Genomic DNA, 21,612 nt, shown 5'->3' with positions numbered 1-21,612 from the left:
GACTTATCGTCCTATACTAAAATATGTCAATCCTAATTCCTGCATCTGATCTACTTCATACAAATTCCTTCCGTCAAGAATTAAAGGCTCCGAAAGCTCTTCCTTAATAACATCAAAATCGGGCGTTCTGAATACAGGCCACTCTGTCATGATCATTAAAGCATCTGCTCCTTTCAATGCATCATAAGGATTTTCAGCATAAGTGATTTTATCACCTATCTGCCCTTTTACATTCTCCATTGCTTCCGGATCATAAGCCTGAACTTTGGCACCTGCACTAATTAAGGCTTCTATATTGTATAAGGCAGGGGCTTCTCTGATATCATCTGTATTCGGTTTAAAAGCCAATCCCCACATAGCGATGGTTTTTCCTTCTAAATTATTTTTGAAATACCCATTCAAATTATCCATTAAACGTGTTTTTTGTGTGGTATTTACATCCATCACAGCATTTAATATTTTGAAATCATATTGGGCATCTTTAGCCGATTTTGCTAATGCCTGCACATCTTTAGGGAAACAACTTCCTCCATATCCTATACCTGCAAATAAAAACCTTTTACCTATTCTGGTATCGGTACCAATTCCTTTTCTTACCATATCTACATTAGCACCTAAGCGTTCACATAGATTGGCAATTTCGTTCATAAAGGTAATTTTAGTTGCAAGGAATGAGTTAGCAGCATATTTAGTTAATTCTGCAGATCTTTCATCCATGAAAATAATAGGATTACCCTGACGCACTAATGGGGCATATAAACGCTCCATGATTTTTTTCGCCTTATCAGACTGAGTTCCTATCACTACTCTGTCGGGTTTCATGAAATCATCTACTGCAACACCTTCTCTTAAGAATTCAGGATTAGACACAACATCAAATTCAACCTTTGCATTTTTTTCAATAGCGTTGTGAACCTTATCAGCTGTACCTACAGGTACAGTGCTTTTATCAACTATTACAGCATATTTATCTAGAATATGTCCTAGATCATCCGCTACTTTTAATACATATTGTAGATCAGCTGCACCATCACCGCCTGGAGGGGTTGGCAAAGCTAGGAATATTACTTCAGCATCCTTAACACCTTCCTTAAGATCAGTGGTAAAATCTAATCTTTTTTGCTTTATATTTCTTTCAAAAATGGCTTCTAAGCCAGGCTCATAAATCGTTACTTTTCCTGATTGAAGCTTTTGAACTTTTACTTCATCTATATCAACACAAGTTACATGATTGCCTGTTTCAGCGAAACATGTTCCTGTCACTAAGCCCACATAGCCTGTTCCAATTACTGCTATCTTCATTTATATAGTAAAATTTTAATCCCGTGATTTAAACAAAGGATTGGTTAAATCCAATCCTTTATATTTTGATTCAAAATTAAACTATAATTTGATAGAAATTAAAATATTCTGGGATTTATGAGTACTAATTTAAAAATCTATAACTACTCCTAAATTCGGGAGTAATGAACTATTGCTTACGTCTTCAATCCTTACTAATTCCCTAGGTTGAATAATATCTCCCATATCATCTCTTCTCAAGCCAAAGCTAGGTTCTGACGGTAAGTCTTGAACAAATGCATTTTGTACTTCAAAGAATATGTTGAAAGTCCAATTGTCAAAGTTCCATTTTTTATCAATTCTAATATCGGTTTGGTTAAATGGATCTAGTAATAAATCACCTTGTCTTGAATAATCTCTTACAATAGAAGGATAAGCTCTAAGCGTTGCTTCCTGATCGACTGGTGCTAGTGGAGTTCTACCTAAGTATCTGACTCTTGCACTTAATTCCCAATTATTCCCAAACTTATAGCCCCCAGTAAATGTGATTAGGTTTTGATTATCCCATGTCGATCTTAAATATTCATCCTTATCAAAGCCTGTAAACTCACTTCTATAAAGCGTATAAGCTAAAATCGCATAAAAATCTTTTGTTAATTTACGTTGGTATAAAAATTCCATTCCATAGGTTCTTCCCAATCCAACGCTTTCAATTTCTTCATTACCTAAGACTGAAAAGCCTCCTCCTAAATTGGCAAGTGAAACACTGTCTATAACAGAAACTGGATAGTTATCATATCTTTTATAAAACCCTTCAATACTAAACCTAGAAGAAGGGGTTACTAAATATTCAATTCCAGCAACTAAATGATCACTTTGAATATATTCAGCATCACGATTTAAAAACTCTCCATTTTCATTTGCGAATCCTAAAATGGTATATGGAGGGATTTTATAATACCTACCAGCTGATGCATTTATAGTCCATTTTCGCTTTTCATCCAACGTATAAGAAATTGACGCTCTCGGACTGAAGGTTTTATAAATTTCATTTCCACTTTCCGTAAATGTGTTTCCATCAAACCTAAAACCAGCAGATAAACCTAATCTATCATTTAGAAAATTTCTAGAAGCTTGAGCATTTGCTCCATATCGGGTAAAGTTGAAGTTATTTTCATAACTAAACCCTCTTCTGTCGCCTGCAAAATCAGTGCTATTTGTATAAATAGCTTCTTGAACAATAAAACCGCTATTGATAGTCCAATCTTCCAAGAATTTAGTGTAATTATATCTCAATTTTATTTCTTGCTCTTGGGAATTATTGCTGAACACTAAGCCTTCTTGGTTTACATTATCTTGAAATTGCTCAAATTGATTATTTAAAATATTAGTGCTTAGTGCAGTTGTCATAAAGCCTGAATTATCTTTAAACCTTCGTTTCCAACTAAGACCAGATGTGGTACTCCATTGCTTAATTACAGGTATTTGGTCTAATACTGCTTGTTGTTCAGGACTAAAATCATCTGGCGCATTAATAGTTAAATCATCTATTGAACCTACACCTGTAAAAATTAACTCATTGTAATCATCAATTTTATGAGAAAGCTTGTATTGATAATCCCAGTAATCGGGTAAAAAAGGTAAATCAATCGCTTGAAACAGTAATTGCAAATATGATCTTCTTACTGATGCTATAAACGAAGTATTACTTCTTTCTTCATCTTCCTTCTTAAATAACGGACCTTCAGTTGTGATAGCCGCCTCACTACTACTTAAGCGAAAATTATTTCTAAATTCTCGTCTATTCCCATCTCTTTGGTCAAATTGTAGCACGCCTGACAAAACATTATCATATTGACTTGCAAAAGCACTTGAAGAAAGTGTAACTCCTTCAAAAAAAGAAACATTTAATAAGCCAACAGGACCTCCTGCACTACCTTGCGTACTAAAATGATTGATATTTGGGATTTCAATACCATCAAGATAATAAACGTTTTCATTTGGAGCACCTCCTCTAATAATGATATCATTCCTAAATCCTCCTACAGAGCCACTCACTCCAGGTAATGATTGCGCTACTTTCGCTATATCATTATTTCCACCAGGATAAGTAGCTATTTCTTCAGGAGATAATTTCTGTATTGATAAAGGTGTCTCTTCATTCTTTATAAAGGGATTAGCTCGCACTGTAACGCCTTCTAACTTTTCTATATCTTGACTTAATTCGAAATTAACGTTTGGAATACCCCCTGATCTTACTGTTACATTAAACCTAGAGCTCTTTTGATAACCAACATATGAGGCCGTAACTGTATAGGACTGAGGTTCAATATTTTTAATTTCATAATAACCATCAATATTTGTAACAGCACCTAACTGAGTTCCTTCAATTATTACACTAGCACCAATCAGAGGTTCTTCAGTTTTGGCATCCCTTACATATCCTCCGAAACTAGCCTTAGTCTGCCCGAATGATTCAAATGATGTTGTAAAAACAATTAATATTGTAATAACTAAGCTAAAAATGTAGCGTTTCATTTTTGTTTAAGTTTTAAATTTATTTTTATTACAAAACCATAACTTTTTTATTACAATGTTGTTTCAATATCGATAAAAATATTTTCAAAAAATGTTAGATAACGGAATCAAGCTTCTCCAACTTTATCAAAATTTCCTAAAAAAGAATCCAAATGCTAGTCTTAGTGACTTTGGGAAAAGTCTAGCATCATCTGATAAAAGTGAAATTCATGAGGATGAGATTGAAGAAATGAGTAAAAAAATGCCATTTCCATTTCCCGCTAAATCAGCAGATGAATATATAGGTTGGGCTTGGGGAAGATTAATGAATTTCAGTCAAATATGGGAGAAAAAAGCATTTGCTAATCAACCCATTCATAATTTAACTGAATTTGGAGTAGCTCTTTATGTATTAAGCCATGAAAACTGTAGTAAATCAGAAGTTGCAAATCATTCCTTACAAGAAAAGACCACCATTTTTGAAACTATAAAAAGATTGGTCAGAAATGGTATTATTAATGAGAAGGAGAATCTTAAAGATAAAAGAAGCAAACAACTATCCATATCTAAAAAAGGACAAATCGCTTGTTTTAGTGTTATGGGCACTGCAAATGATATCAGTAAACACCTGGTAGGAAATTTAAGTAAAGAGGAGAAAATCAATTTATTTGACTATCTGATCAAATTAGATGAATACCATCGATACTGTTATGATAATTATAAAGATGAAAACTGGGAGAAACTGAAAGAGGAGATGCTAGGCTAGGCTTTTGCTCTACTTTTATTTTCTTTTACCTCATACTTTTTAGGTGCATATAGAAACCCAAAAGCTTCAGCACCTTCCTTTGTATGGACTTCATGATGTATATAGTGTGCACGAATCATTCTTCTTAAATATGAATTTTTCGCTTTAAACTTAATTTTAACTCTTCTATGTACTAATATATCATGAAATAAAACATAGAAAACCCCATAGCATGCTACTCCTATTCCAACAAAAAGCAACCATCTAACTTCTGGAAACTCAATACCTGCCATTATTAAAGAAGCTGAGGGAATACTAAAAACCACTGCAAATAAATCATTTCTTTCTAAAGCATGGTTATGCACTTTATGATGAGATCTATGCCAAGTCCATAAAAATCCATGCATTATATATTTGTGGGTAAACCACGCTACCCCCTCCATGAAAAGAAATGTACCTACAACTAGAAAAGCGTAAAATAAAATGGTTAATACTTCTGACATATTTCTACAATAACACCTTAATATTTTAATAATTCATCTCTCACTTGCTCCATTAACCACATTGGAGTAGAAGTAGCTCCACAGATTCCTACAGAGTCGTTATTTGAAAACCATTCTTTGTTTAGTTCAGATATATTGGAGATGAAATAAGTATTTGGATTTTTATCTTTACAAACATTATAAAGCACCTTACCATTAGAGGATTTAGTGCCTGAAACAAAAATAACCTTGTCAAATTCTCCAGCAAAAGAACGTAATTCTTTATCTCTGTTAGATACCTGACGACAGATTGTATCATTTGCATTTACACTAATTCCTGCTTCAGTGAGTATCTCTTTAATTTTATAAAAGTTATCCGTACTCTTTGTAGTTTGGCTATATAAAGTTAATTCTTTAGGTAAGGTCGCAATATCCAGTTCATTTATATCCTGAAAAACAACTGCTTCCTGATTTGTTTGTCCTAAAAGGCCTTCCACTTCAGCATGCCCATGTTTACCATAAATATAGATTTGCTCTTTCTTATCAAAAGAATTCTTAATTCTATTTTGTAGTTTTAAAACAACAGGACAAGAGGCATCAACTAAAGTTAGATTATTCTCAATTGCTAATTTATAGGTTGAAGGAGGCTCTCCGTGTGCGCGGATTAATACCTTTTCATCTTTTAAATTTTTTAAAACCTCTCTATCAATTATTCTAAGTCCTTTTGCTTCTAATCTTTTTACTTCTTCATCATTATGAACAATATCACCTAAACAATATAGGTAGCCCTGTTCTTCAAGCATATCTTCTGCCATTTCAATGGCATAAACTACTCCAAAGCAAAAGCCTGAACTATTATCGATTTTTACATTTAGGTTCATCATGGGCAAATTTAAAGAGTGTTCAACTGATGTTTTACATAACTACCCAATAACAGAAATAGTTTTTTTGAATCTGGAACTCTTACTCTTTGTTCCATTATTTTATTTGGTGAAAACCGCTTAATCTTATCAAATAATTTCAAATAATAAGTATAGGCTAAATAAACACCCCATCTGGCACCTCTTGGTAATTCAACTATACCTTTGTAGGCATGATCAAAATCCTTTTGAATATCTGCTTCTATTTTTTCCTTGTGAGAAACGGAGAAATCATTAAAATCTACTCCTGGAAAATAAACTCTACCTCTTTCATAATAATCTGATTTAATATCTCTAAGGAAGTTTACCTTTTGAAAAGCAGACCCTAGGCTTTTTGCGAAGGGTAATAATCTTTGATATTCCTTTTCATCACCATCGCAAAAAACTTTTAAACACATTAAGCCCACTACTTCAGCAGAACCATAAATGTATTCCTCATAAGATTCCTGCTGATAATCAATATCTAGCAAATCCATTTCCATACTATGTAGGAAAGCTTCAATTAAAGCATGATCAATTTGGTATTGATTCACTACCATTTGAAAGCAATGTAAAACAGGATTTAAACTAATTTCATCTTTAATAGCAGTATAAGTATTACTTTTAAACTCTCTTAATAAGGACGCTTTATCCTTTTCATGAAAAGTATCTACGATTTCATCTGCATATCTAACGAAGCCATAAATTGCATAAATAGGATAATGAAATTTCTTATCTAGGCTTTTAATTCCTAAACTGAATGAAGTGCTATATCGATTAGTAATAAGCTTACTACACTCAAAAGTGGTCTGATTAAAAAGTTCTTTAGCATCCATAAGCTTTTATTTCTAACTTATATCTTTCATTACTTCTTTTCCAACCACTTGCCCTGAAATCAATGAAGGTGGTACTCCTGGACCAGGAACTGTGAGTTGGCCAGCGTAATAAAAGTTTTTAAGCTTTTTATTCTTTAATGATGGTTTTAAAATAGCCGTTTGTTTTAAGGTATTAGCTAAGCCATAAGCATTTCCTTTAAACGAATGATATTCATTAATAAAATCCTTATGGGCAAAACTTCTCTTATAAATTACATGATCTTTTATGTTTTCTCCTAATATTTTCTCCATTCTATCTAAAATTAAAGAAAAATATTTTTCCCTAATCTCCTCAGTATCCTCAAGTCCAGGGGCTACCGGCATTAAGATAAAGATATTCTCCTTTCCCTCTGGAGCTACCGAATCATCAGTTTTTGAAGGAGCACTCACATAAAATAAAGGCTCGTCAGGCCATTTAGGATTTTCATATATTTGTTTGGCATGAGGACCAAAATCATGATCAAAAAATAAATTATGATGAACCAATCCTTCAACTTTTTTGTCTAATCCTAAGTAGAAAATTAGTGAAGAAGGAGCCATTGTTCTATTTTCCCAATAATTTGAAGTATAGTTTCTGAACTCCATTGGCAAGATCGACTGATCGGTGTGCTCATAATCAGCTGAAGAAACTACAATATCAGCATCATAGGAATCCGTTTTAGTAATAACCTTTTTAGCCTTATTGCCTTCGCATTCAACCGAAACTACTTCTTGCTCTGTAATAAATTTAACCCCTTTCTCTTCCGCTAGTTTTACCATCCCCTCTACTATTTTATGCATCCCTCCATCTGGATACCAAGTACCCAAACTAATGTCCGCATAATTCATTAAACTGTATAAAGCGGGGGTGTTTTCAGGCAATGCTCCAAGAAATAAAATTGGGAATTCCATAAGCCTAATAATGCGCTCATTTTTAAAGAACTTTCTAACGTGGCTGTAAATGGATGAAAAAATGTCCATTCTTACCATATCAAAAAGTAATTTGAGACTCATAAACTCTGTTAATGATCTGCCAGGTTTATATACCAGGTCATTAATTCCTTTCTCATATTTATATGCAGCTTGTTTTAAGAATTCATCCAACTTAGGACCACTTCCGGGCTCAAGCCCCTCTAGCATATTTTTGAATTCTTGAAGATTTGCAGGAACCTTTAAAACATCATTTTTCCCAAAAACAACATGATAAGAAGGATCAAGTCTTTTTAAATTATAATAGTCCGAAACATTTTTACCAAAGGTTTGGAAATACTTTTCAAAAACATCGGGCATCCAATACCAACTTGGCCCCATATCAAAAGTAAAGCCCTCAGCTTTAAACTGACGGGCTCTTCCTCCTAGGTCTTTATTCTTTTCAAGAACTGTTACATCTAATCCTTTATCGGCTAGGTATGTTGCAGTAGATAAACCTGCAAAACCTGCTCCAATAACTACTACTTTATTTTTTGCCATTAAATTTTTGATTAAGCATAAATCTTTAGAGCACTTTTCAACTCTTTTCTGGCAATATGTATTCTATTTTTTACAGTTCCAATTGGTATCTCTAATTTTTCAGCTATCTCATGATATTTAAATCCTCTGAAATGCATCATGAAAGGTTCTTTATAAACATCATCCAATTTTGCAATCTGTTTCACAATATCAGCCATCGCAAAAGAACCATAAGCTGAGTTTTGAGCAATATTTTCTGTTGAATTGATAAAGTGTAAATTTTCTGTAGTATCAATGAAAGTTTTTCTTCTTACCATTCTTTGATAATTGGTAATAAAAGTATTTTTCATGATAGTAAACAACCAAGCTTTAAGATTTGTGCCTTCCGAAAATTTTTCACGGTTAGAAAATGCTTTCAGCACTGTTTCTTGAATCAAATCGTTTGCCTGCTCCATATCTTTCGTCAACCTCAATGCAAACGGTTTCATAGATTTTGTCATATTGTTAATCGCGTAACCAAATTCTAATGCTGTCATGATTGTTTAAGTTTGATGTTGTTTAACAAATCTACTTTTTAATTAAACAACTTCCAAATTTTTTGTTTAGTTTTTTAATTATTCTATTAAACAAAGTAGCGATAATCGAAAGCATATATTTTAAAAAAGCTATTTAGAATAGCTTAAAGCACGTTTTTATATGTACATACATAGATATATAAAAAATCATTATTGTTTAACTAAAAAATTTTTATGCTAAAGTTTTATTAAGGTAAATAAAAAAAGCCGCTTAATTGCGGCTTTGTTATTATCATTATATAATTACTAATACTATTCGTATTTCATATTTTTATTAGCTTCAGGTCTTTGGGGTGATAATTCAATATCTTTTTCATTAATAAAATCAATTAGATCTTCCATTTTCATAATGAACTCAACATTTTTCTTTCTTTTGATGTCTTGCCCAATCACCTGAAAACCACCTACAAATAAAGTAGCACTATTAAATAGTTCAGCTATCTCATCAATATATCCTTGTACCTCTGACTTTCTTGGGGCTGCAGTACAAATGGTTAAGACATAATCAGGAGTATGGATATCCTTTACAGAATAAAGATCAGATTTAGGAAGATTTTGACCTAAGTAAATCACCTTAAATTTTCTTGCTCTTAGTAAGTAAGAAGCAAACATTAAAGACAACTCGTGTAACTCTCCTTCTGGAAGAAACAGTAACCACTTCCCTTTTGATTCACTTTCAGTCACATATTGCCCATCAATAGCAACTGTCATTTTCTGACGAATTAAATTAGATATGAAATGCTCCTGAGCTGGAAGAATACTTCCAGTTTGCCATAGCATCCCTATTTTTGCTAAAAATGGATAAATAACATTCAGCATGGTTCGTTCAAAACCATACTTTAATATATTGTTATTTAAAATGTTTTCAAATCTATCTTCATCCATATCAATCATACTCAAGGTTAATGAGTTTATTTGATCTGGAAATCTTAGATTCGTTTCTGCAATTTTAAGAACCTCCTTATTAAGCTCATCTTCACTCATCTTAGCAATTTTGGATATTTTATATCCATTTTCTTTGAGTGTAGAGATGTTCAGTACTAATTTCAAGTCCTCATCGCTATAATATCTGATGTTTGTATCAGTCCGCTTGGGTTCAATGAAATTATACCTCTGCTCCCATATCCTTAGTGTATGGGCTTTAATTCCTGATAAGTGTTCTAAATCTTTAATTGAATAACTGCTCACAATGCTCCTCCTTTCGACTTACCTTTTAAGAATAAAAGTTTATTTCATTAGCTTAAAAAAACGGGTTGATAAGTAAAAAAATAACCACGTTTGTCTAAAAATGTTTTAAAAAGATTAAACTTAAAGTCAAATTTGTAAAAAAAAAATTTAAAATGCTATGATAATTTATAATGTGACCGTAAATGTTGAGAAAGATATAGAAGAAAGTTGGGTTAAATGGATGAAAGAAAAGCATATACCTGATATTTTGGCAACAGGCTTTTTCAATGATCATAGAATGTTGAGACTCTTAAATGAAACGGAAGGAGATGGCGAAACATACGCTATTCAATACTTTACGGACGAATTAGACAACTTAGAAAGGTATATGATGGATGAGGCTCCCAGACTAAGAGATGAGCATATCAAGAAATTTCAGGATAAATGTGTTTCATTTAGAACTTTCCTGGAAACGGTTTAATTAAATTTATTTATTTTAAACATTAAATATTTTAATCAAAAAAAATACAACCTATTAATTTAGGTTGTATTTTTTTATCATTTTGATCACAAAAACTATTTAAACTTCTTAACTGCTATAGAAATCAAAGTATATATTAGATAAACCCATGGTGCACCATGAAGAACTAAATCAAAATAATCCATACCTCCCATTCCTTCAGCTCCACCCAATAACCATTTTACTTTTCCAAAAAAGTGTGGTTCAGGCACATAAGGAGCTAAACCCAATGTAAGCACTGCTAATATTGGGTAAAACAAATTGTTCTTTTTCATATCACTTCGCTACCTGATTAATTTGATTCATTATGGTATTTGGGTCAACCACTCCTGCCTGACGCCATTTAATTTGACCATTCTGAAATAGAATTAAAGTAGGTATGCTTTGTACTTGATATTTCATTGATGCTTGCTGATTTCTGTCTACATCAACTTTAATAACTTTTACTTTCCCTTTCATTTTTTGAGCCACCTCTTCTAGATAGGGTGCCATCATTTTGCAAGGGCCACACCAATCAGCATAAAAATCGACCAAAACAGGTGTTTCGCTTTTAATTAAATCGCCAAAACTCGCCATAGCTTATTATTTTGCAGGATAACCTAAATTATCCAGTTTTGCTTTTACGTCTTCAAGAGAGGTTTCACCCTTTGAATCAAAATCTAACTTACCTGTAGGTATATCAACATTGTTTACTTGAATACCTTTTAAATCAGATAATCCATTCTTTATAGCTTCTACGCAACCTCCACACTTTACATTTTGTAGCTCTAATGATTCCATAAATATAAATTAAGAATTAGCGTATTGATTCCACGCATTAATTCCACCGTCTAAATTATATAATTTATCAAAGCCATTACTTGCCATAAAACCACATGCAGTACCGCTTCTGTTTCCACTTCTACAGTACACTAAATATGTTTTATCTTTATCTAATGCATTTATTTCGTTGGCAAAATCAGGCCCCATTATATTGATCATTTTAGCGCCTTCAATAAACCCTTCCTCCTTTTCTGCCGGAGTTCTTACATCAATTATTTCTGTATTAGGCTCTTTTGATAGCTTATCAAATTCCTCTGGACCTATATTTTTATGGTTCATAATAAAATTTTATTTATTAAACATTATTTTTATCAAAGATACGTTTTTTATGAGGGCATTGTTTGTAACTGGTGTTACAAATTACCAAATTGGATATAAAAAGTGCACACTAGGCTAATTAAAATTAATAAATCAAAATCCCATTAAAATGAAATATTATTTAATCATATTACTGTTTACCTCCATTTTTGTAAGTTGTAATGAAAACCCAGATGAAGAATTGGATTCAGAAATAATTAAGGTAGAATTATCCGGTACGGAAAAGTATTCTTTTACATTAAGGAAGGCAATTCCTGTTGAGGGTGGATTTGAAATAAGGGAACAAGCTAAAAACTTTCAAATCAGTAATGTTCAATTTGGAAAGTTTACTTATCAGGCTAAAGAAGGTTTTAAAGGAGATGAAATTATTGAGATTGTAGAAGTTGGCAGCATAGGTGATGATAATTTCACCGACTATTATAAATGGGTATTTAAAATAAAAGTGAAATAGCCCTCTACCGATAATAAAGGGCTATAGAATTTATATTTTAATCTTCATAAAGCATTTTTCCTGCTTCATAGTATTTATCACCTTCTACCCAAAATGGTGTTTCTTGGTCATTTGCAATTAGGCGAGCGGATAATACAAAAGCTCTAAAAAACTTCTCCATATAATCGTAATCTATGCTTTCCGGATTATCAGATTGCTGGTGATAATACTTCCCTATCTCTGCATCAAATGCAGTAAATCCCAAACTAAAAGTTGGTGCAGGAATACCTTTTCTAGCAAAATTCACATTATCACTTCTATCAAATAAGCCTTGCTCACCAGCAGGATCGTCTATTGCTTTTAATCCAAAAGCTTTAGAAGCAGTTTTTATATGTTTACCAGCGGTAGTTCTTTCCAACCCAATAATTGTAGTTAAACTCGTATCATTATATCCTCCATTATCACTATTGAAACAGTAAACCATATCTTCTAAAGGCAATAATGGATTTTCGACATAATATCTACTCCCCAATAATCCTTTCTCTTCAGCTGTAAATAAAATAAATAAGGCTGACCGCTTAGTTGGATTTTTAGCAATGCTTTCAGCGGCACTCATAACGGTAACCACTCCTACAGCATTATCTCGAGCACCATTATAGATTGAATCTCCCTCAGAATTTGCTTTTCCTATCCCTAAATGGTCATAATGAGCAGAATATATGATAAACTCATCTTTTAACTCAGGATCAGTCCCTTCAACCATGCCCACTACATTTTTTGAAGGCATTGGTAAGGCCATTGCTTCAGAAATTGAAACTTCAATATTCTTTCTGTTTCTTGCCATATAGGTTTTTAACCATTCTTCTTTAAAATCTTTAATCCATAATCTAAAGAAACTATTAGCTTCCTCTTTATCAGCAAAACCAATACCGCTTCTCCCCATAAAACCTTTAAATCGATCCCAATTTTTAGATTCCTCTGTATGAAGTTCAATTAAACCTAAAGCCCCAGCATCTTTGGCATAAACAGATTTTTTAGCACTTAATTGATAAACAAAATTTAGATCTTGATTATCCTCAGAACCTGCTTTAGCAACCGCTATTTTCCCTTTTAAATCTTTTCCAGTAAAATCCTCCTCTGAACCGTAGTCAACAAAAACATATTGATCAGTCGTTAAATTAACATCGGAACCTTCCGCCCTAATTAAATCTTCTGGAGCTACTTGCTTGCCACCTATTTGTAGAGCATAGGTTTCTGGAGCTACATTTTTTACTAAAGGAACTTCTTGAAAATATCCTTCAGTAGCCCCTGGCACTGGAGATACTCCATATCTTTGAAATGTGGTAGCGATATAACGAGCAGCTACATCTATTCCATGAGTCCCAGTTTCTCTTCCTGCTAATTCATCAGAAGCCAAGAAATATATATGACCTTTAATAGTATTTTTCTTTATAGTATTTCTTACTAATTCTTCATCTGATTGGGCAAATATGACAAAGCTCATCAGCATGAAGACTGATAAAATTGATAATTTCTTCATTATAGTTTTGTTATTTATTTAAGATAAAGATAATTCTTTTAATGCTTCTGCAGCATTTTGTTTTTTAGAGATCGCAATAACTACAGCAGCGGTAATAAACATCAATAAACTATAGATAGCAGCAGGAATTGCCATCTCTGTATTATTTAAAATTGCAGGACTTAGTGCCAATGCAATGGCAAGCGTACCATTCTGTATACCCGTTTCTATTGCAATCGAACTTCTTTGTCTTTTATTCAGTCCAAACAATTTCCCTAAGGCAAATCCCATTACCAATGCAGTTAGATTTAAAATTATAGCTGCTACTCCTGCCTGTTCGAAGTAAGGTATAATATTCGCTCTTTCCTTTAAAATTGCGGCTACTAAAATCAGTACAAAAAATACTGTAGAAATAATATTCATTGCCTTTTCAGATTTCAGAGCAAAGCGAGGCCTTTTTTGTTTAATAATCATACCGATTGCTACTGGAAAAATTGTAACTAAAAATATCTGAATAAAGGTTTTAAAAAAAGGCAAAGAAATGGCTTTTTCACCTGTCATATAGTGAGCTAAGGCGATGTTCAAAAGTATTGGAATGCTAAAATTAGTAACAATACTGCTAATTGCTGTTAAGCTTATCGATAAGGCTAAATCTGCTTTTGCTAAGTGTGAAATAAGATTTGAAGTTGCTCCTCCTGGACATAGTGAAATTAATATTAAACCTACTGCCAACTCAGGGACCGTAAATAATAAGGCAGCCAATCCGAATCCAATAAGTGGAAGTAATAGTAATTGACTAACTAATCCTATAATTGCAGCTTTTGGATAAAGAGCAACTTTCTTAAAATCATTAACGGTTAATGTCATTCCCATTCCTAGCATGATTATTCCTAAAGCCAGAGGGAGAAAAATGGCAGTTACAGCACTTTGTTCCATAGTTTAATTTTTTCTATGTAAAATGCTGAATTTAATTTTAATCTGCAATTCATGATTAAACTTTTGAATACTAAGCTTTTAGAATTGCCTTATTAATCTCCTTTATTAATGATGGTCCCTCGTATATAAATCCGCTATATAATTGAACAAGACTTGCTCCTGCCTCAAGCTTTTCAATTGCATCTTCTGCTGACATTATTCCGCCTACTCCTATAATGGGAAATGATGCGTTTGAATTAACATGCAAATATTTGATAACTTCTGTAGATCGGTTCCTTAAAGGTTTTCCACTCAATCCACCATTTCCAATACTTTTTACTCTTGTTTCATCAGTACTTAAATTATCTCTGCTAATAGTGGTATTAGTTGCTATTACCCCATCAATTTTTGTTTCGTTAACAATCTCAATTATATCATCTAATTGCTGATTAGTTAAATCAGGTGCTATTTTTAATAAAATAGGTTTAGCCTTTTCTTGTTTTTTATTTAGAGCCATTAAGTGATTAAGTAGTTTCATTAGAGGCTCTTTTTCTTGTAGATCACGCAAACCAGGAGTATTTGGAGAGCTTACATTTACCACAAAATAATCTACAAAAGGAAATAATTGCAGAAAACATTTTTCATAATCGTTAAAAGCTTCCTCATTAGGAGTCATTTTGTTTTTACCAATATTACCCCCAATAATCACTTTACTTTTCCTGTTTTTTAATCTTTGGATGGCAGCATCTAAGCCTTCATTGTTGAATCCCATTCGATTAATAATTCCTTTATCTTCTTTTAATCTGAATAAACGTGGCTGAGGATTGCCAGGCTGAGCTTTTGGAGTGGTGGTTCCTATTTCAATAAATCCAAAACCTAAAGATGCAAGTTCATCGATTAACTTTGCATCTTTGTCAAAACCTGCCGCTAGTCCAACGGGATTTGGAAAAGTTAGTCCAAAAAGTTCCCTTTCAAGTTTGGGAGATTTTAACTGAAAAAGGCTTTTATTAATAAAATTTGCACCCGGTAGGTTAAAAAAGAATTTTGTTAATGAAAACGCTAAATGATGAGCTTTTTCAGCTGAAAATAGAAATAGAAATGGTCTTATTAATGCTTTATACATCAGAAATATGTTGAGACTTTAGAATTGGTTCCAAAGTTCTAATATTGATTTAATAAAACCTTAATTTTGGTTAAAAATGTATAGGAGGAATGTAGAATAATCAAATAATATAGCCTCTAACAGAGGTAGAAGCTATATTATGTTTTAATAAATTTCATATAAAAGTAATAAGCATGAGATTAATCCCAACTCATGTCATCTTCGTCTTCTCTATCAAATTGAGTAAAGTCAAAGTCGGGCATTAATTCAGTTTTGATATGATCAACGCTCTCATTTAATGCATTTACAAATTTATTGAAGTCTTCTTTGTATAAGAATATTTTGTGTTTCTCAAAAGTGAAGCCATCATCTTTTGGTTTTCTTTTACTTTCAGTGATGGTTAAATAATAATCATTCGCTTTGGTTGTTCTTACATCAAAAAAATAGGTTCTCTTTCCTGCCCTTACTCTTTTCGAAAATAATTCTTCCTGTTCTCTTTCCATATACTCTTTCACTACTCTTACTAATATTGTTTTAAATTATTTGGGTTAAATATAGTATAAACCCTGACACTTTTGCAAATTGGAAATATTAAATTGCCATAACATCAAATTTAATAAGGAAGTATTTAATACTAATGGATATTAATTTAGAAAATCTACCACAAATACCCTCTCTTGACCTATTAGCAAAGCAGCTAGTGGAGGGGTTTATAACTGGAATGCATAAATCTCCATTTCATGGCTTTTCGGTAGAATTTGCTGAGCATAGGTTATACAATCCAGGCGAAAGTACTCGACATATAGACTGGAAAGTGTTTGCTAAAACTGACCGACTCTATACTAAAAGGTATAATGAAGAAACTAACTTAAGAGCTTATATATTATTAGATAACAGTTCTTCCATGTATTATCCCATTGATAATAATGGAAAAATTCGTTTTAGCATATTAGCAGCAGCAAGTTTAGCTTATTTACTGCAAAGACAAAGAGATGCAGTAGGTCTGATTAGTTTTTCTGATACTGTTGATGTTTTTACGGAGGCGAAATCAACACGCACTCATTTACAAAATATCTTTATTCATCTGCAAAAGCTTTTGAGTCAAAATCAACAACATAAAAGCACGGATATAAGTCAATGCTTACACATAGTAGCAGAAAAAATTCATAAAAGATCGCTTGTAATTATTTTCAGCGACTTAATGACTAAGCCTGAACAATTAGATGATTTATTTAAATCTATTCAGCATATAAAACACAGAAAGCATGAAGTTCTATTTTTTCAAGTGAACGAACCCATTACAGAGCTTTCATTTGAACTCGAGGATAGACCTTATATAGTTGAAGATTTAGAAAGTGGAAATAAAGTAAAACTTAACCCAACTGAAATTAGGGATTCTTATCATAAGAAAATTGAAGAATATTATAATCAAATTTCAATGAAATGTCATCAATACAAAATTGATTTAACAAGAATAAATATCAATGATGATATTCAAAAAGTATTAGCTGAATTTCTTATTAAAAGAAATAAGATGAATTAATTTTAAATATTCTTATTTTTAATCAACAGCAAACCATTTGCCATTAATGCTGTTTGCCAAGTCAAAATAATATTAAAAGAATCATGTTTACTGGTATAATTGAATCACTAGGAGAAGTCATTTCTGCAAAAAAAGAAAATACAAATCTTATTTTAACGATTAAGAGTGATATTTCTGAAGAATTAAAAATAGATCAAAGCGTATCGCATAATGGTGTTTGTTTAACCGTTACCGAATTGCATCCTAATGCACATACTGTTGTTGCTGTAAAGGAAACATTAACTAAATCCTCTATTGGTGGGCTTGCCGAAGGAGATTTAATTAATTTAGAAAGATGCATGCAAATGAATGGTCGTTTAGATGGCCACATAGTTCAGGGGCATGTTGACGGTAAAGGCAAGTGCCTATCTATCAAAGACGAAGAAGGGAGCTGGATTTTTGAGTTTTCGTATGATTCAACTGACAATGTATTGGTTGAAAAAGGTTCAATCTGTATAAATGGAGTGAGTTTAACCTGTTTTGAAGTTACAGACAGCAGTTTTAAAGTGGCCATAATTCCCTACACATATGAACACACAAATTTCAAAAAAATGAAAAAAAACGATGAAGTAAACTTAGAATTCGATATAATTGGGAAATATGTACATAAACTCGTTAAAAGGACTAATTAAAAATTAACACTATGGCTTCAGAATTAAATTGTATGATTGTGGATGACGATCCAATATTCAGACAATACATAGCGAAACAGATTAAAGAAACGAATGGCTTAAAATTAGTTACCGAAGCTGACAGTGCTGCTAATGCCTTAGGTCTGTTAGAGGAAAATGAAATAGATATTATTTTCCTTGATGTTCAGATGCCAGAAATGACAGGTATTGAATTAGTGCAAAGACTTAATAATGGTTATGAAGTAATATTAGTTACTGCTAATGATAGCTATGCAGTTGATGCATTTGAACAGAAAGTAACAGATTACTTAGTTAAGCCATTTGAGTATGACCGTTTTTCGCAGGCTATTACAAAAGCAAGAACTAATATTGAAGCTTTCCGCAAGAAAAAGAATATCATTGAGCATATTTTCATCAAAAGTGACGGAAAGATAGTTCATTTAAGACTACAAGATATTTTATTTGTTGAGGCCTTGGCAGACTATGTGGTAATAAACACTGATGCCAAAAAATATATCGTACATCACACTATGAAAGGAGTTGAAAAGAAATTGCCAACTCATCGATTTGTTAGAGTACACAGATCCTTCATTGTTAACATTGAAAAAATCGATTTCATCGAGGATTTAACTGTGCATATTAAAGCTAAATCAATTCCAATTGGGGCTTCTTACAAAGAGGCTTTATACAATACTATGAATTTTCTCTAAGTGATTAGGGAAAATTCTTTTATATAAATTATAAGTAATAATTGCAGCAAGAATACCTAAAATAGCTCCCATTATAATATCTCCAGGATAATGAACTCCAACATAAATTCTGGAATATGAAACTACAATGGCCCACACGATCATCATTTTAGCGTAAACATTTCTATAAATAAGCCATAAAAAAGTAGCTAAGGCTATAGTATTGGAAGCATGGCTTGAAGCAAAACCAAACTTACCTCCACAACCTTTTACCATATGAACCATAGCTTGAATTGAGGGTTCATGACATGGTCTTAATCGTTCAAAAAATGGCTTAAAAAAACCTGAAGCCGCTTGGTCAGCTAAAGTAATTAAGACTGCAAAAGCTAATAACATGGACCAACTTTGCCATCTTAATTGTTTGATAACAAAGAATAGGATTAATGCATATAGGGGAATCCAAGGATTTCTCTTCGTAATGAATAGCATAATTGGATCCAACCAATCGGCATGGAATCCATTTAACCATAAAAATAATTGTTGATCAAATTCAATTAAAGACTCTAACATTAATCAAGGTTTAAATATAAAATCTAGTGGGTATTAATTGTTATTTACCCAATCAATTTCCTTTTTCAGTAATGAAACGGTTTCTTTCTCAAAATCCTTTTCAGGAGTATAATCATAAGCCCAATTAGCTTGCGGAGGCATACTCATCAGAATTGATTCAGTTCTTCCATTTGTCTGTAAACCAAATTTGGTTCCTCTATCCCAAACTAAATTGAATTCAACATACCTTCCTCTTCTTAGAAGTTGCCATTTCTTATGCTCCTCTTCAAAACTTTCATTTTGGTTTAGCTTCATCAAATGACTGTATACAGGAGCAAATAATTCTCCTACACTTTGAACAAAAGCAAAAATATCTTCTTTTGAATGATTTTCGTCTTCCGACAATCGATCAAAAAATATACCTCCTATTCCCCTAGTCTCTTTTCTGTGAGGTAAGTAAAAATAATCATCCGCCCATTTTTTGAATTTAGGATAATATTTGACATCATGTTTATCACAAACCTTCTTTAATTCTTGATGAAAAAATTGTGCTTGAGCCTTATTAATAATATGAGGGGTTAAATCTATCCCTCCACCAAACCAATAAGTACCGTTGCTTAATTCAAAATAACGGACATTCATATGAATAATCGGTACCATGGGGCTGAATGGATGCATTACAATAGAGACCCCTGTAGCAAAGAAATTGAGTTCATCAGATCCATCATCTTTTATCTCCAAAGTTTTCAATAAACCTTCAGGTGCTGGTCCTTCAACTGCTGAAAAATTAACGCCCGCCTTCTCAAGTATATTCCCGTTTTGTAATAATCGAGACTTACCTCCTCCACCTTTGGCATGATCCCATTCATCTATTTCAAATTGACCTTTTCCATCAGTTTCAGAAATCACATTACAGATGTTAGACTGAAGACCTTTAAACCAGTTACTAATACTAATTTTATCAGTATTCATTCTTTATAAAAATTTAGAAATGATGGTCATTAACTCTTCCAGATATTTTTGATCAACTTCATCAAATGTATTAAGTTGATCGCTATCAATATCAAGAACAAGTGCAACCTCACCATCCTTAAAAGCCGGTAATACAATTTCTGATTTTGAAGCAGAGCTACATGCTATATGCCCTGGAAAGGCTTCAACATCTGGGACCACAATTGTTTTTTCATCTGCCCAAACTGAACCGCAAACTCCTTTTCCTTTCTGAATTCTAGTACATGCAATAGGACCCTGAAATGGTCCTAATACCAATTGATCATTTTTCACGATGTAAAACCCAATCCAGAAATAACCAAAAGTTTCTTTTAAAGCTGCAGTGATATTGGAAAGATTAGCTACTACATCCTCCTCGCCCTCAACTAAGGCTGATATTTGTGGAATTAATGCTTTATACTTTTCCTCTTTTGATGCATTAACATCAATTAATAATGATTCAGACATTCTTTAATTAATTTTTATTATTCTGTAAATAAACAATGTATCTACCTGATTATGATCTTTAATGTTTTGCTGTGAAACGAGCACGCCATCTTTAAGTTGAGGTGATTTAATTCCACTACCAAATCGATTCGATGATTTAAACACTCTTGCCTCATCCCAAAGTTCAGCCTTTATAAAGCTTTCTAAAGTTTGTGCACCACCTTCAACTAGAACTGATTGAATTTTATTTTGGTATAGATATCCTAAAAGGTCAGATAGAAATTCCTTTTGACTTAATTGAATGAATTTACAAGATTGTGAATCCATAATTTCCTTTTCAGATGAATGGAAACAAATAGTGTTAAGACCATCTGAATACAAGAATTTTTCTTGGTCAACTTCAAGTTTATGATCAATTACAATTCTGATAGGATTCTTACCTGGCCAATCTCTAGCATTCAATTTAGGATTATCATAAATCACAGTATTCTTCCCTACTAAAATAGAATCTAATTCCGTTCTCCACTTATGTACCAATTGCCTTGATAAGCCATTACTGATCCATTTAGAATCAAAATTTTCTCTTGCTACAAAACCGTCAGCTGTTTCCGCCCATTTCAATACTATATAAGGTCGCTTCTTTTGAAAAAAGGTAAAGAACTGCTTATTAATATTGAGGCTTTCCTCTTTTAAAACATCACAAACGACTTCAATTCCTGCATCTTCCAGTATTTTGACTCCTTTTCCGGCAACTAAGGGATTAGGGTCCAGACAACCAATCACCACCTTTTTCAATTGCTTTTCAACTAGAAGTTCAGCACAAGGTGGCGTTTTACCATAGTGAGCACAGGGTTCAAGCGTAACATAGGCGGTTGCTCTTTTTAATAATTCATGATCTTTAACATTTCGTATTGCCAAAACTTCAGCATGAGGCTCACCCGCTTTTTGATGCCAACCTTCCCCGATAATTTTGCCCTCTAAAACAATCACACAACCTACCATAGGGTTAGGCGATACGGTTGGCCTTCCATAAGAGGCCAATTGTAAAGCTCGTTGCATGAAAATTTCATCTTGTTTACTCATCATTGGCAAAACTAAATAAAAAATCATGAACTTTGAGCAAAGCAT

The 21,612-nt window shown here is 32.7% G+C and carries 26 protein-coding genes; 6 read left to right on the top strand and 20 right to left on the bottom strand.

Features of this window, described 5'->3' with window-relative positions:
• Nucleotides 1-3: 3 nt before the first annotated feature.
• Together QYS48_RS11045 and QYS48_RS11040 are read right to left on the bottom strand one after the other, a co-directional pair.
• Nucleotides 4-1,302, bottom strand: coding sequence for a UDP-glucose/GDP-mannose dehydrogenase family protein (locus QYS48_RS11045; protein ID WP_308355954.1), 1,299 nt, complete (start codon nucleotides 1,300-1,302; stop codon nucleotides 4-6).
• 129 nt (nucleotides 1,303-1,431) lie between these two features.
• On the bottom strand, nucleotides 1,432-3,819 hold the full coding sequence (locus QYS48_RS11040; protein ID WP_308355953.1) for a TonB-dependent receptor: 2,388 nt from the start codon (nucleotides 3,817-3,819) through the stop codon (nucleotides 1,432-1,434).
• A 91-nt stretch (nucleotides 3,820-3,910) separates the two neighbouring features.
• On the opposite strand from QYS48_RS11040, the gene QYS48_RS11035 reads away from it, so the two are divergent.
• Nucleotides 3,911-4,564, top strand: coding sequence for a MarR family winged helix-turn-helix transcriptional regulator (locus QYS48_RS11035; protein WP_308355952.1), 654 nt, complete (start codon nucleotides 3,911-3,913; stop codon nucleotides 4,562-4,564).
• Here QYS48_RS11035 and QYS48_RS11030 read toward each other — a convergent pair.
• The 6 genes from QYS48_RS11030 to QYS48_RS11005 all read right to left on the bottom strand — a co-directional run bounded on the left by QYS48_RS11030 (nucleotide 4,561) and on the right by QYS48_RS11005 (nucleotide 9,990).
• Complete coding sequence (locus QYS48_RS11030; RefSeq protein WP_308355951.1) at nucleotides 4,561-5,046, bottom strand: sterol desaturase family protein; 486 nt, start codon at nucleotides 5,044-5,046, stop codon at nucleotides 4,561-4,563. The genes QYS48_RS11035 and QYS48_RS11030 overlap by 4 nt on opposite strands.
• 17 nt (nucleotides 5,047-5,063) lie before the next feature.
• Nucleotides 5,064-5,909, bottom strand: a complete 846-nt coding sequence (locus tag QYS48_RS11025) for a 4-hydroxy-3-methylbut-2-enyl diphosphate reductase (protein ID WP_302123474.1) — start codon at nucleotides 5,907-5,909, stop codon at nucleotides 5,064-5,066.
• 8 nt (nucleotides 5,910-5,917) lie between these two features.
• Nucleotides 5,918-6,760 carry a phytoene/squalene synthase family protein gene (locus tag QYS48_RS11020; protein ID WP_302123473.1) on the bottom strand — a complete coding sequence of 281 codons (843 nt, stop codon included), beginning with the start codon at nucleotides 6,758-6,760 and terminating at the stop codon, nucleotides 5,918-5,920.
• A gap of 12 nt (nucleotides 6,761-6,772) precedes the next feature.
• Nucleotides 6,773-8,248: a phytoene desaturase family protein gene (locus QYS48_RS11015; RefSeq protein ID WP_308355950.1), complete on the bottom strand. Its 1,476-nt coding sequence runs from the start codon at nucleotides 8,246-8,248 to the stop codon at nucleotides 6,773-6,775.
• Nucleotides 8,249-8,259: 11 nt separating this feature from the next.
• On the bottom strand, nucleotides 8,260-8,763 hold the full coding sequence (locus tag QYS48_RS11010; RefSeq protein WP_308355949.1) for an RNA polymerase sigma factor: 504 nt from the start codon (nucleotides 8,761-8,763) through the stop codon (nucleotides 8,260-8,262).
• A 291-nt stretch (nucleotides 8,764-9,054) separates the two neighbouring features.
• Complete coding sequence (locus QYS48_RS11005; protein ID WP_308355948.1) at nucleotides 9,055-9,990, bottom strand: MerR family transcriptional regulator; 936 nt, start codon at nucleotides 9,988-9,990, stop codon at nucleotides 9,055-9,057.
• A 157-nt stretch (nucleotides 9,991-10,147) separates the two neighbouring features.
• Here QYS48_RS11005 and QYS48_RS11000 point away from each other — a divergent pair, with 157 nt between their 5' ends.
• Nucleotides 10,148-10,450: a DUF4286 family protein gene (locus QYS48_RS11000; RefSeq protein ID WP_302101779.1), complete on the top strand. Its 303-nt coding sequence runs from the start codon at nucleotides 10,148-10,150 to the stop codon at nucleotides 10,448-10,450.
• Nucleotides 10,451-10,545: 95 nt separating this feature from the next.
• Here the strand turns inward: QYS48_RS11000 and QYS48_RS10995 are convergent, their stop codons facing one another.
• From QYS48_RS10995 to QYS48_RS10980, 4 genes are read right to left on the bottom strand one after another with little or no spacing between them, the layout of a single operon-like run.
• Nucleotides 10,546-10,764: a hypothetical protein gene (locus QYS48_RS10995; protein ID WP_302101780.1), complete on the bottom strand. Its 219-nt coding sequence runs from the start codon at nucleotides 10,762-10,764 to the stop codon at nucleotides 10,546-10,548.
• A gap of 1 nt (nucleotide 10,765) precedes the next feature.
• Entirely contained in the window at nucleotides 10,766-11,065 is a 300-nt protein-coding gene (gene trxA / locus QYS48_RS10990; protein WP_308355947.1) for a thioredoxin, read from the bottom strand.
• Nucleotides 11,066-11,071: 6 nt separating this feature from the next.
• A complete protein-coding gene (locus tag QYS48_RS10985) occupies nucleotides 11,072-11,269 on the bottom strand; it encodes a heavy-metal-associated domain-containing protein (protein WP_302101781.1) in 198 nt (65 codons plus the stop codon).
• Between the two features lie 9 nt (nucleotides 11,270-11,278).
• Nucleotides 11,279-11,590 (bottom strand): rhodanese-like domain-containing protein, encoded by a 312-nt coding sequence (locus QYS48_RS10980; RefSeq protein ID WP_302123469.1) that lies wholly within the window; start codon nucleotides 11,588-11,590, stop codon nucleotides 11,279-11,281.
• Between the two features lie 148 nt (nucleotides 11,591-11,738).
• On the opposite strand from QYS48_RS10980, the gene QYS48_RS10975 reads away from it, so the two are divergent.
• Complete coding sequence (locus QYS48_RS10975) at nucleotides 11,739-12,080, top strand: hypothetical protein (RefSeq protein WP_302123466.1); 342 nt, start codon at nucleotides 11,739-11,741, stop codon at nucleotides 12,078-12,080.
• Nucleotides 12,081-12,117: 37 nt separating this feature from the next.
• On the opposite strand, the gene QYS48_RS10970 is transcribed toward QYS48_RS10975, so the two are convergent.
• The 4 genes from QYS48_RS10970 to QYS48_RS10955 all read right to left on the bottom strand — a co-directional run bounded on the left by QYS48_RS10970 (nucleotide 12,118) and on the right by QYS48_RS10955 (nucleotide 16,098).
• Nucleotides 12,118-13,599: a M28 family peptidase gene (locus tag QYS48_RS10970; protein ID WP_308355945.1), complete on the bottom strand. Its 1,482-nt coding sequence runs from the start codon at nucleotides 13,597-13,599 to the stop codon at nucleotides 12,118-12,120.
• 18 nt (nucleotides 13,600-13,617) lie between these two features.
• The gene (locus QYS48_RS10965; RefSeq protein ID WP_308355944.1) at nucleotides 13,618-14,514 is read right to left on the bottom strand and encodes a bile acid:sodium symporter family protein; all 897 of its coding nucleotides are present in this window, start codon (nucleotides 14,512-14,514) and stop codon (nucleotides 13,618-13,620) included.
• Nucleotides 14,515-14,584: 70 nt separating this feature from the next.
• Nucleotides 14,585-15,616: a quinone-dependent dihydroorotate dehydrogenase gene (locus QYS48_RS10960; RefSeq protein ID WP_308355943.1), complete on the bottom strand. Its 1,032-nt coding sequence runs from the start codon at nucleotides 15,614-15,616 to the stop codon at nucleotides 14,585-14,587.
• Between the two features lie 179 nt (nucleotides 15,617-15,795).
• Nucleotides 15,796-16,098 carry a DUF3276 family protein gene (locus QYS48_RS10955; protein ID WP_308355942.1) on the bottom strand — a complete coding sequence of 101 codons (303 nt, stop codon included), beginning with the start codon at nucleotides 16,096-16,098 and terminating at the stop codon, nucleotides 15,796-15,798.
• Nucleotides 16,099-16,232: 134 nt separating this feature from the next.
• Here QYS48_RS10955 and QYS48_RS10950 point away from each other — a divergent pair, with 134 nt between their 5' ends.
• From QYS48_RS10950 to QYS48_RS10940, 3 genes are all read left to right on the top strand, one after another.
• Nucleotides 16,233-17,138, top strand: a complete 906-nt coding sequence (locus tag QYS48_RS10950) for a DUF58 domain-containing protein (protein ID WP_308355941.1) — start codon at nucleotides 16,233-16,235, stop codon at nucleotides 17,136-17,138.
• Nucleotides 17,139-17,221: 83 nt separating this feature from the next.
• Entirely contained in the window at nucleotides 17,222-17,809 is a 588-nt protein-coding gene (locus tag QYS48_RS10945) for a riboflavin synthase (RefSeq protein ID WP_302101787.1), read from the top strand.
• Between the two features lie 11 nt (nucleotides 17,810-17,820).
• Nucleotides 17,821-18,519 carry a LytTR family DNA-binding domain-containing protein gene (locus tag QYS48_RS10940; protein ID WP_302123460.1) on the top strand — a complete coding sequence of 233 codons (699 nt, stop codon included), beginning with the start codon at nucleotides 17,821-17,823 and terminating at the stop codon, nucleotides 18,517-18,519.
• Here the strand turns inward: QYS48_RS10940 and QYS48_RS10935 are convergent.
• The 4 genes from QYS48_RS10935 to ribD are packed head-to-tail and all read right to left on the bottom strand — an operon-like array spanning nucleotide 18,493 to nucleotide 21,570.
• Complete coding sequence (locus QYS48_RS10935) at nucleotides 18,493-19,068, bottom strand: phosphatase PAP2 family protein (RefSeq protein WP_308355940.1); 576 nt, start codon at nucleotides 19,066-19,068, stop codon at nucleotides 18,493-18,495. The two genes, QYS48_RS10940 and QYS48_RS10935, sit on opposite strands and share 27 nt — an antisense overlap.
• 33 nt (nucleotides 19,069-19,101) lie before the next feature.
• Entirely contained in the window at nucleotides 19,102-20,019 is a 918-nt protein-coding gene (gene hemF, locus QYS48_RS10930; RefSeq protein WP_308355939.1) for an oxygen-dependent coproporphyrinogen oxidase, read from the bottom strand.
• A gap of 3 nt (nucleotides 20,020-20,022) precedes the next feature.
• Nucleotides 20,023-20,505, bottom strand: coding sequence for a GAF domain-containing protein (locus tag QYS48_RS10925; protein ID WP_302123458.1), 483 nt, complete (start codon nucleotides 20,503-20,505; stop codon nucleotides 20,023-20,025).
• Between the two features lie 3 nt (nucleotides 20,506-20,508).
• Nucleotides 20,509-21,570: a bifunctional diaminohydroxyphosphoribosylaminopyrimidine deaminase/5-amino-6-(5-phosphoribosylamino)uracil reductase RibD gene (gene ribD, locus QYS48_RS10920; RefSeq protein WP_308355938.1), complete on the bottom strand. Its 1,062-nt coding sequence runs from the start codon at nucleotides 21,568-21,570 to the stop codon at nucleotides 20,509-20,511.
• Nucleotides 21,571-21,612 lie beyond the last annotated feature (42 nt).

Origin of the sequence: Marivirga arenosa (assembly GCF_030503895.2) — a bacterium.
GTDB classification, from domain to species: domain Bacteria; phylum Bacteroidota; class Bacteroidia; order Cytophagales; family Cyclobacteriaceae; genus Marivirga; species Marivirga arenosa.
The sequence above is the reverse complement of the archived record's forward strand: the minus strand, read 5'-3'. Positions and strand labels throughout refer to the sequence as shown.

What these genes read in the sequence shown, in the direction of transcription:
- QYS48_RS11035 (WP_308355952.1), top strand. Translation starts at nt 3,911, where the DNA reads ATGTTAGATAACGGAATCAAGCTTCTCCAACTTTATCAAAATTTCCTA.
- trxA (WP_308355947.1), bottom strand. Translation starts at nt 11,065, where the DNA reads ATGGCGAGTTTTGGCGATTTAATTAAAAGCGAAACACCTGTTTTGGTC.
- QYS48_RS10960 (WP_308355943.1), bottom strand. Translation starts at nt 15,616, where the DNA reads ATGTATAAAGCATTAATAAGACCATTTCTATTTCTATTTTCAGCTGAA.
- QYS48_RS11015 (WP_308355950.1), bottom strand. Translation starts at nt 8,248, where the DNA reads ATGGCAAAAAATAAAGTAGTAGTTATTGGAGCAGGTTTTGCAGGTTTA.
- QYS48_RS10995 (WP_302101780.1), bottom strand. Translation starts at nt 10,764, where the DNA reads ATGAAAAAGAACAATTTGTTTTACCCAATATTAGCAGTGCTTACATTG.
- QYS48_RS10985 (WP_302101781.1), bottom strand. Translation starts at nt 11,269, where the DNA reads ATGGAATCATTAGAGCTACAAAATGTAAAGTGTGGAGGTTGCGTAGAA.
- QYS48_RS10940 (WP_302123460.1), top strand. Translation starts at nt 17,821, where the DNA reads ATGGCTTCAGAATTAAATTGTATGATTGTGGATGACGATCCAATATTC.
- QYS48_RS10965 (WP_308355944.1), bottom strand. Translation starts at nt 14,514, where the DNA reads ATGGAACAAAGTGCTGTAACTGCCATTTTTCTCCCTCTGGCTTTAGGA.
- QYS48_RS11030 (WP_308355951.1), bottom strand. Translation starts at nt 5,046, where the DNA reads ATGTCAGAAGTATTAACCATTTTATTTTACGCTTTTCTAGTTGTAGGT.
- hemF (WP_308355939.1), bottom strand. Translation starts at nt 20,019, where the DNA reads ATGAATACTGATAAAATTAGTATTAGTAACTGGTTTAAAGGTCTTCAG.
- QYS48_RS11045 (WP_308355954.1), bottom strand. Translation starts at nt 1,302, where the DNA reads ATGAAGATAGCAGTAATTGGAACAGGCTATGTGGGCTTAGTGACAGGA.
- QYS48_RS10955 (WP_308355942.1), bottom strand. Translation starts at nt 16,098, where the DNA reads ATGGAAAGAGAACAGGAAGAATTATTTTCGAAAAGAGTAAGGGCAGGA.
- QYS48_RS11025 (WP_302123474.1), bottom strand. Translation starts at nt 5,909, where the DNA reads ATGATGAACCTAAATGTAAAAATCGATAATAGTTCAGGCTTTTGCTTT.
- QYS48_RS10980 (WP_302123469.1), bottom strand. Translation starts at nt 11,590, where the DNA reads ATGAACCATAAAAATATAGGTCCAGAGGAATTTGATAAGCTATCAAAA.
- QYS48_RS10925 (WP_302123458.1), bottom strand. Translation starts at nt 20,505, where the DNA reads ATGTCTGAATCATTATTAATTGATGTTAATGCATCAAAAGAGGAAAAG.
- QYS48_RS11000 (WP_302101779.1), top strand. Translation starts at nt 10,148, where the DNA reads ATGATAATTTATAATGTGACCGTAAATGTTGAGAAAGATATAGAAGAA.
- QYS48_RS10935 (WP_308355940.1), bottom strand. Translation starts at nt 19,068, where the DNA reads ATGTTAGAGTCTTTAATTGAATTTGATCAACAATTATTTTTATGGTTA.
- QYS48_RS11040 (WP_308355953.1), bottom strand. Translation starts at nt 3,819, where the DNA reads ATGAAACGCTACATTTTTAGCTTAGTTATTACAATATTAATTGTTTTT.
- QYS48_RS10970 (WP_308355945.1), bottom strand. Translation starts at nt 13,599, where the DNA reads ATGAAGAAATTATCAATTTTATCAGTCTTCATGCTGATGAGCTTTGTC.
- QYS48_RS11020 (WP_302123473.1), bottom strand. Translation starts at nt 6,760, where the DNA reads ATGGATGCTAAAGAACTTTTTAATCAGACCACTTTTGAGTGTAGTAAG.
- QYS48_RS10945 (WP_302101787.1), top strand. Translation starts at nt 17,222, where the DNA reads ATGTTTACTGGTATAATTGAATCACTAGGAGAAGTCATTTCTGCAAAA.
- ribD (WP_308355938.1), bottom strand. Translation starts at nt 21,570, where the DNA reads ATGATGAGTAAACAAGATGAAATTTTCATGCAACGAGCTTTACAATTG.
- QYS48_RS10975 (WP_302123466.1), top strand. Translation starts at nt 11,739, where the DNA reads ATGAAATATTATTTAATCATATTACTGTTTACCTCCATTTTTGTAAGT.
- QYS48_RS11010 (WP_308355949.1), bottom strand. Translation starts at nt 8,763, where the DNA reads ATGACAGCATTAGAATTTGGTTACGCGATTAACAATATGACAAAATCT.
- QYS48_RS10950 (WP_308355941.1), top strand. Translation starts at nt 16,233, where the DNA reads ATGGATATTAATTTAGAAAATCTACCACAAATACCCTCTCTTGACCTA.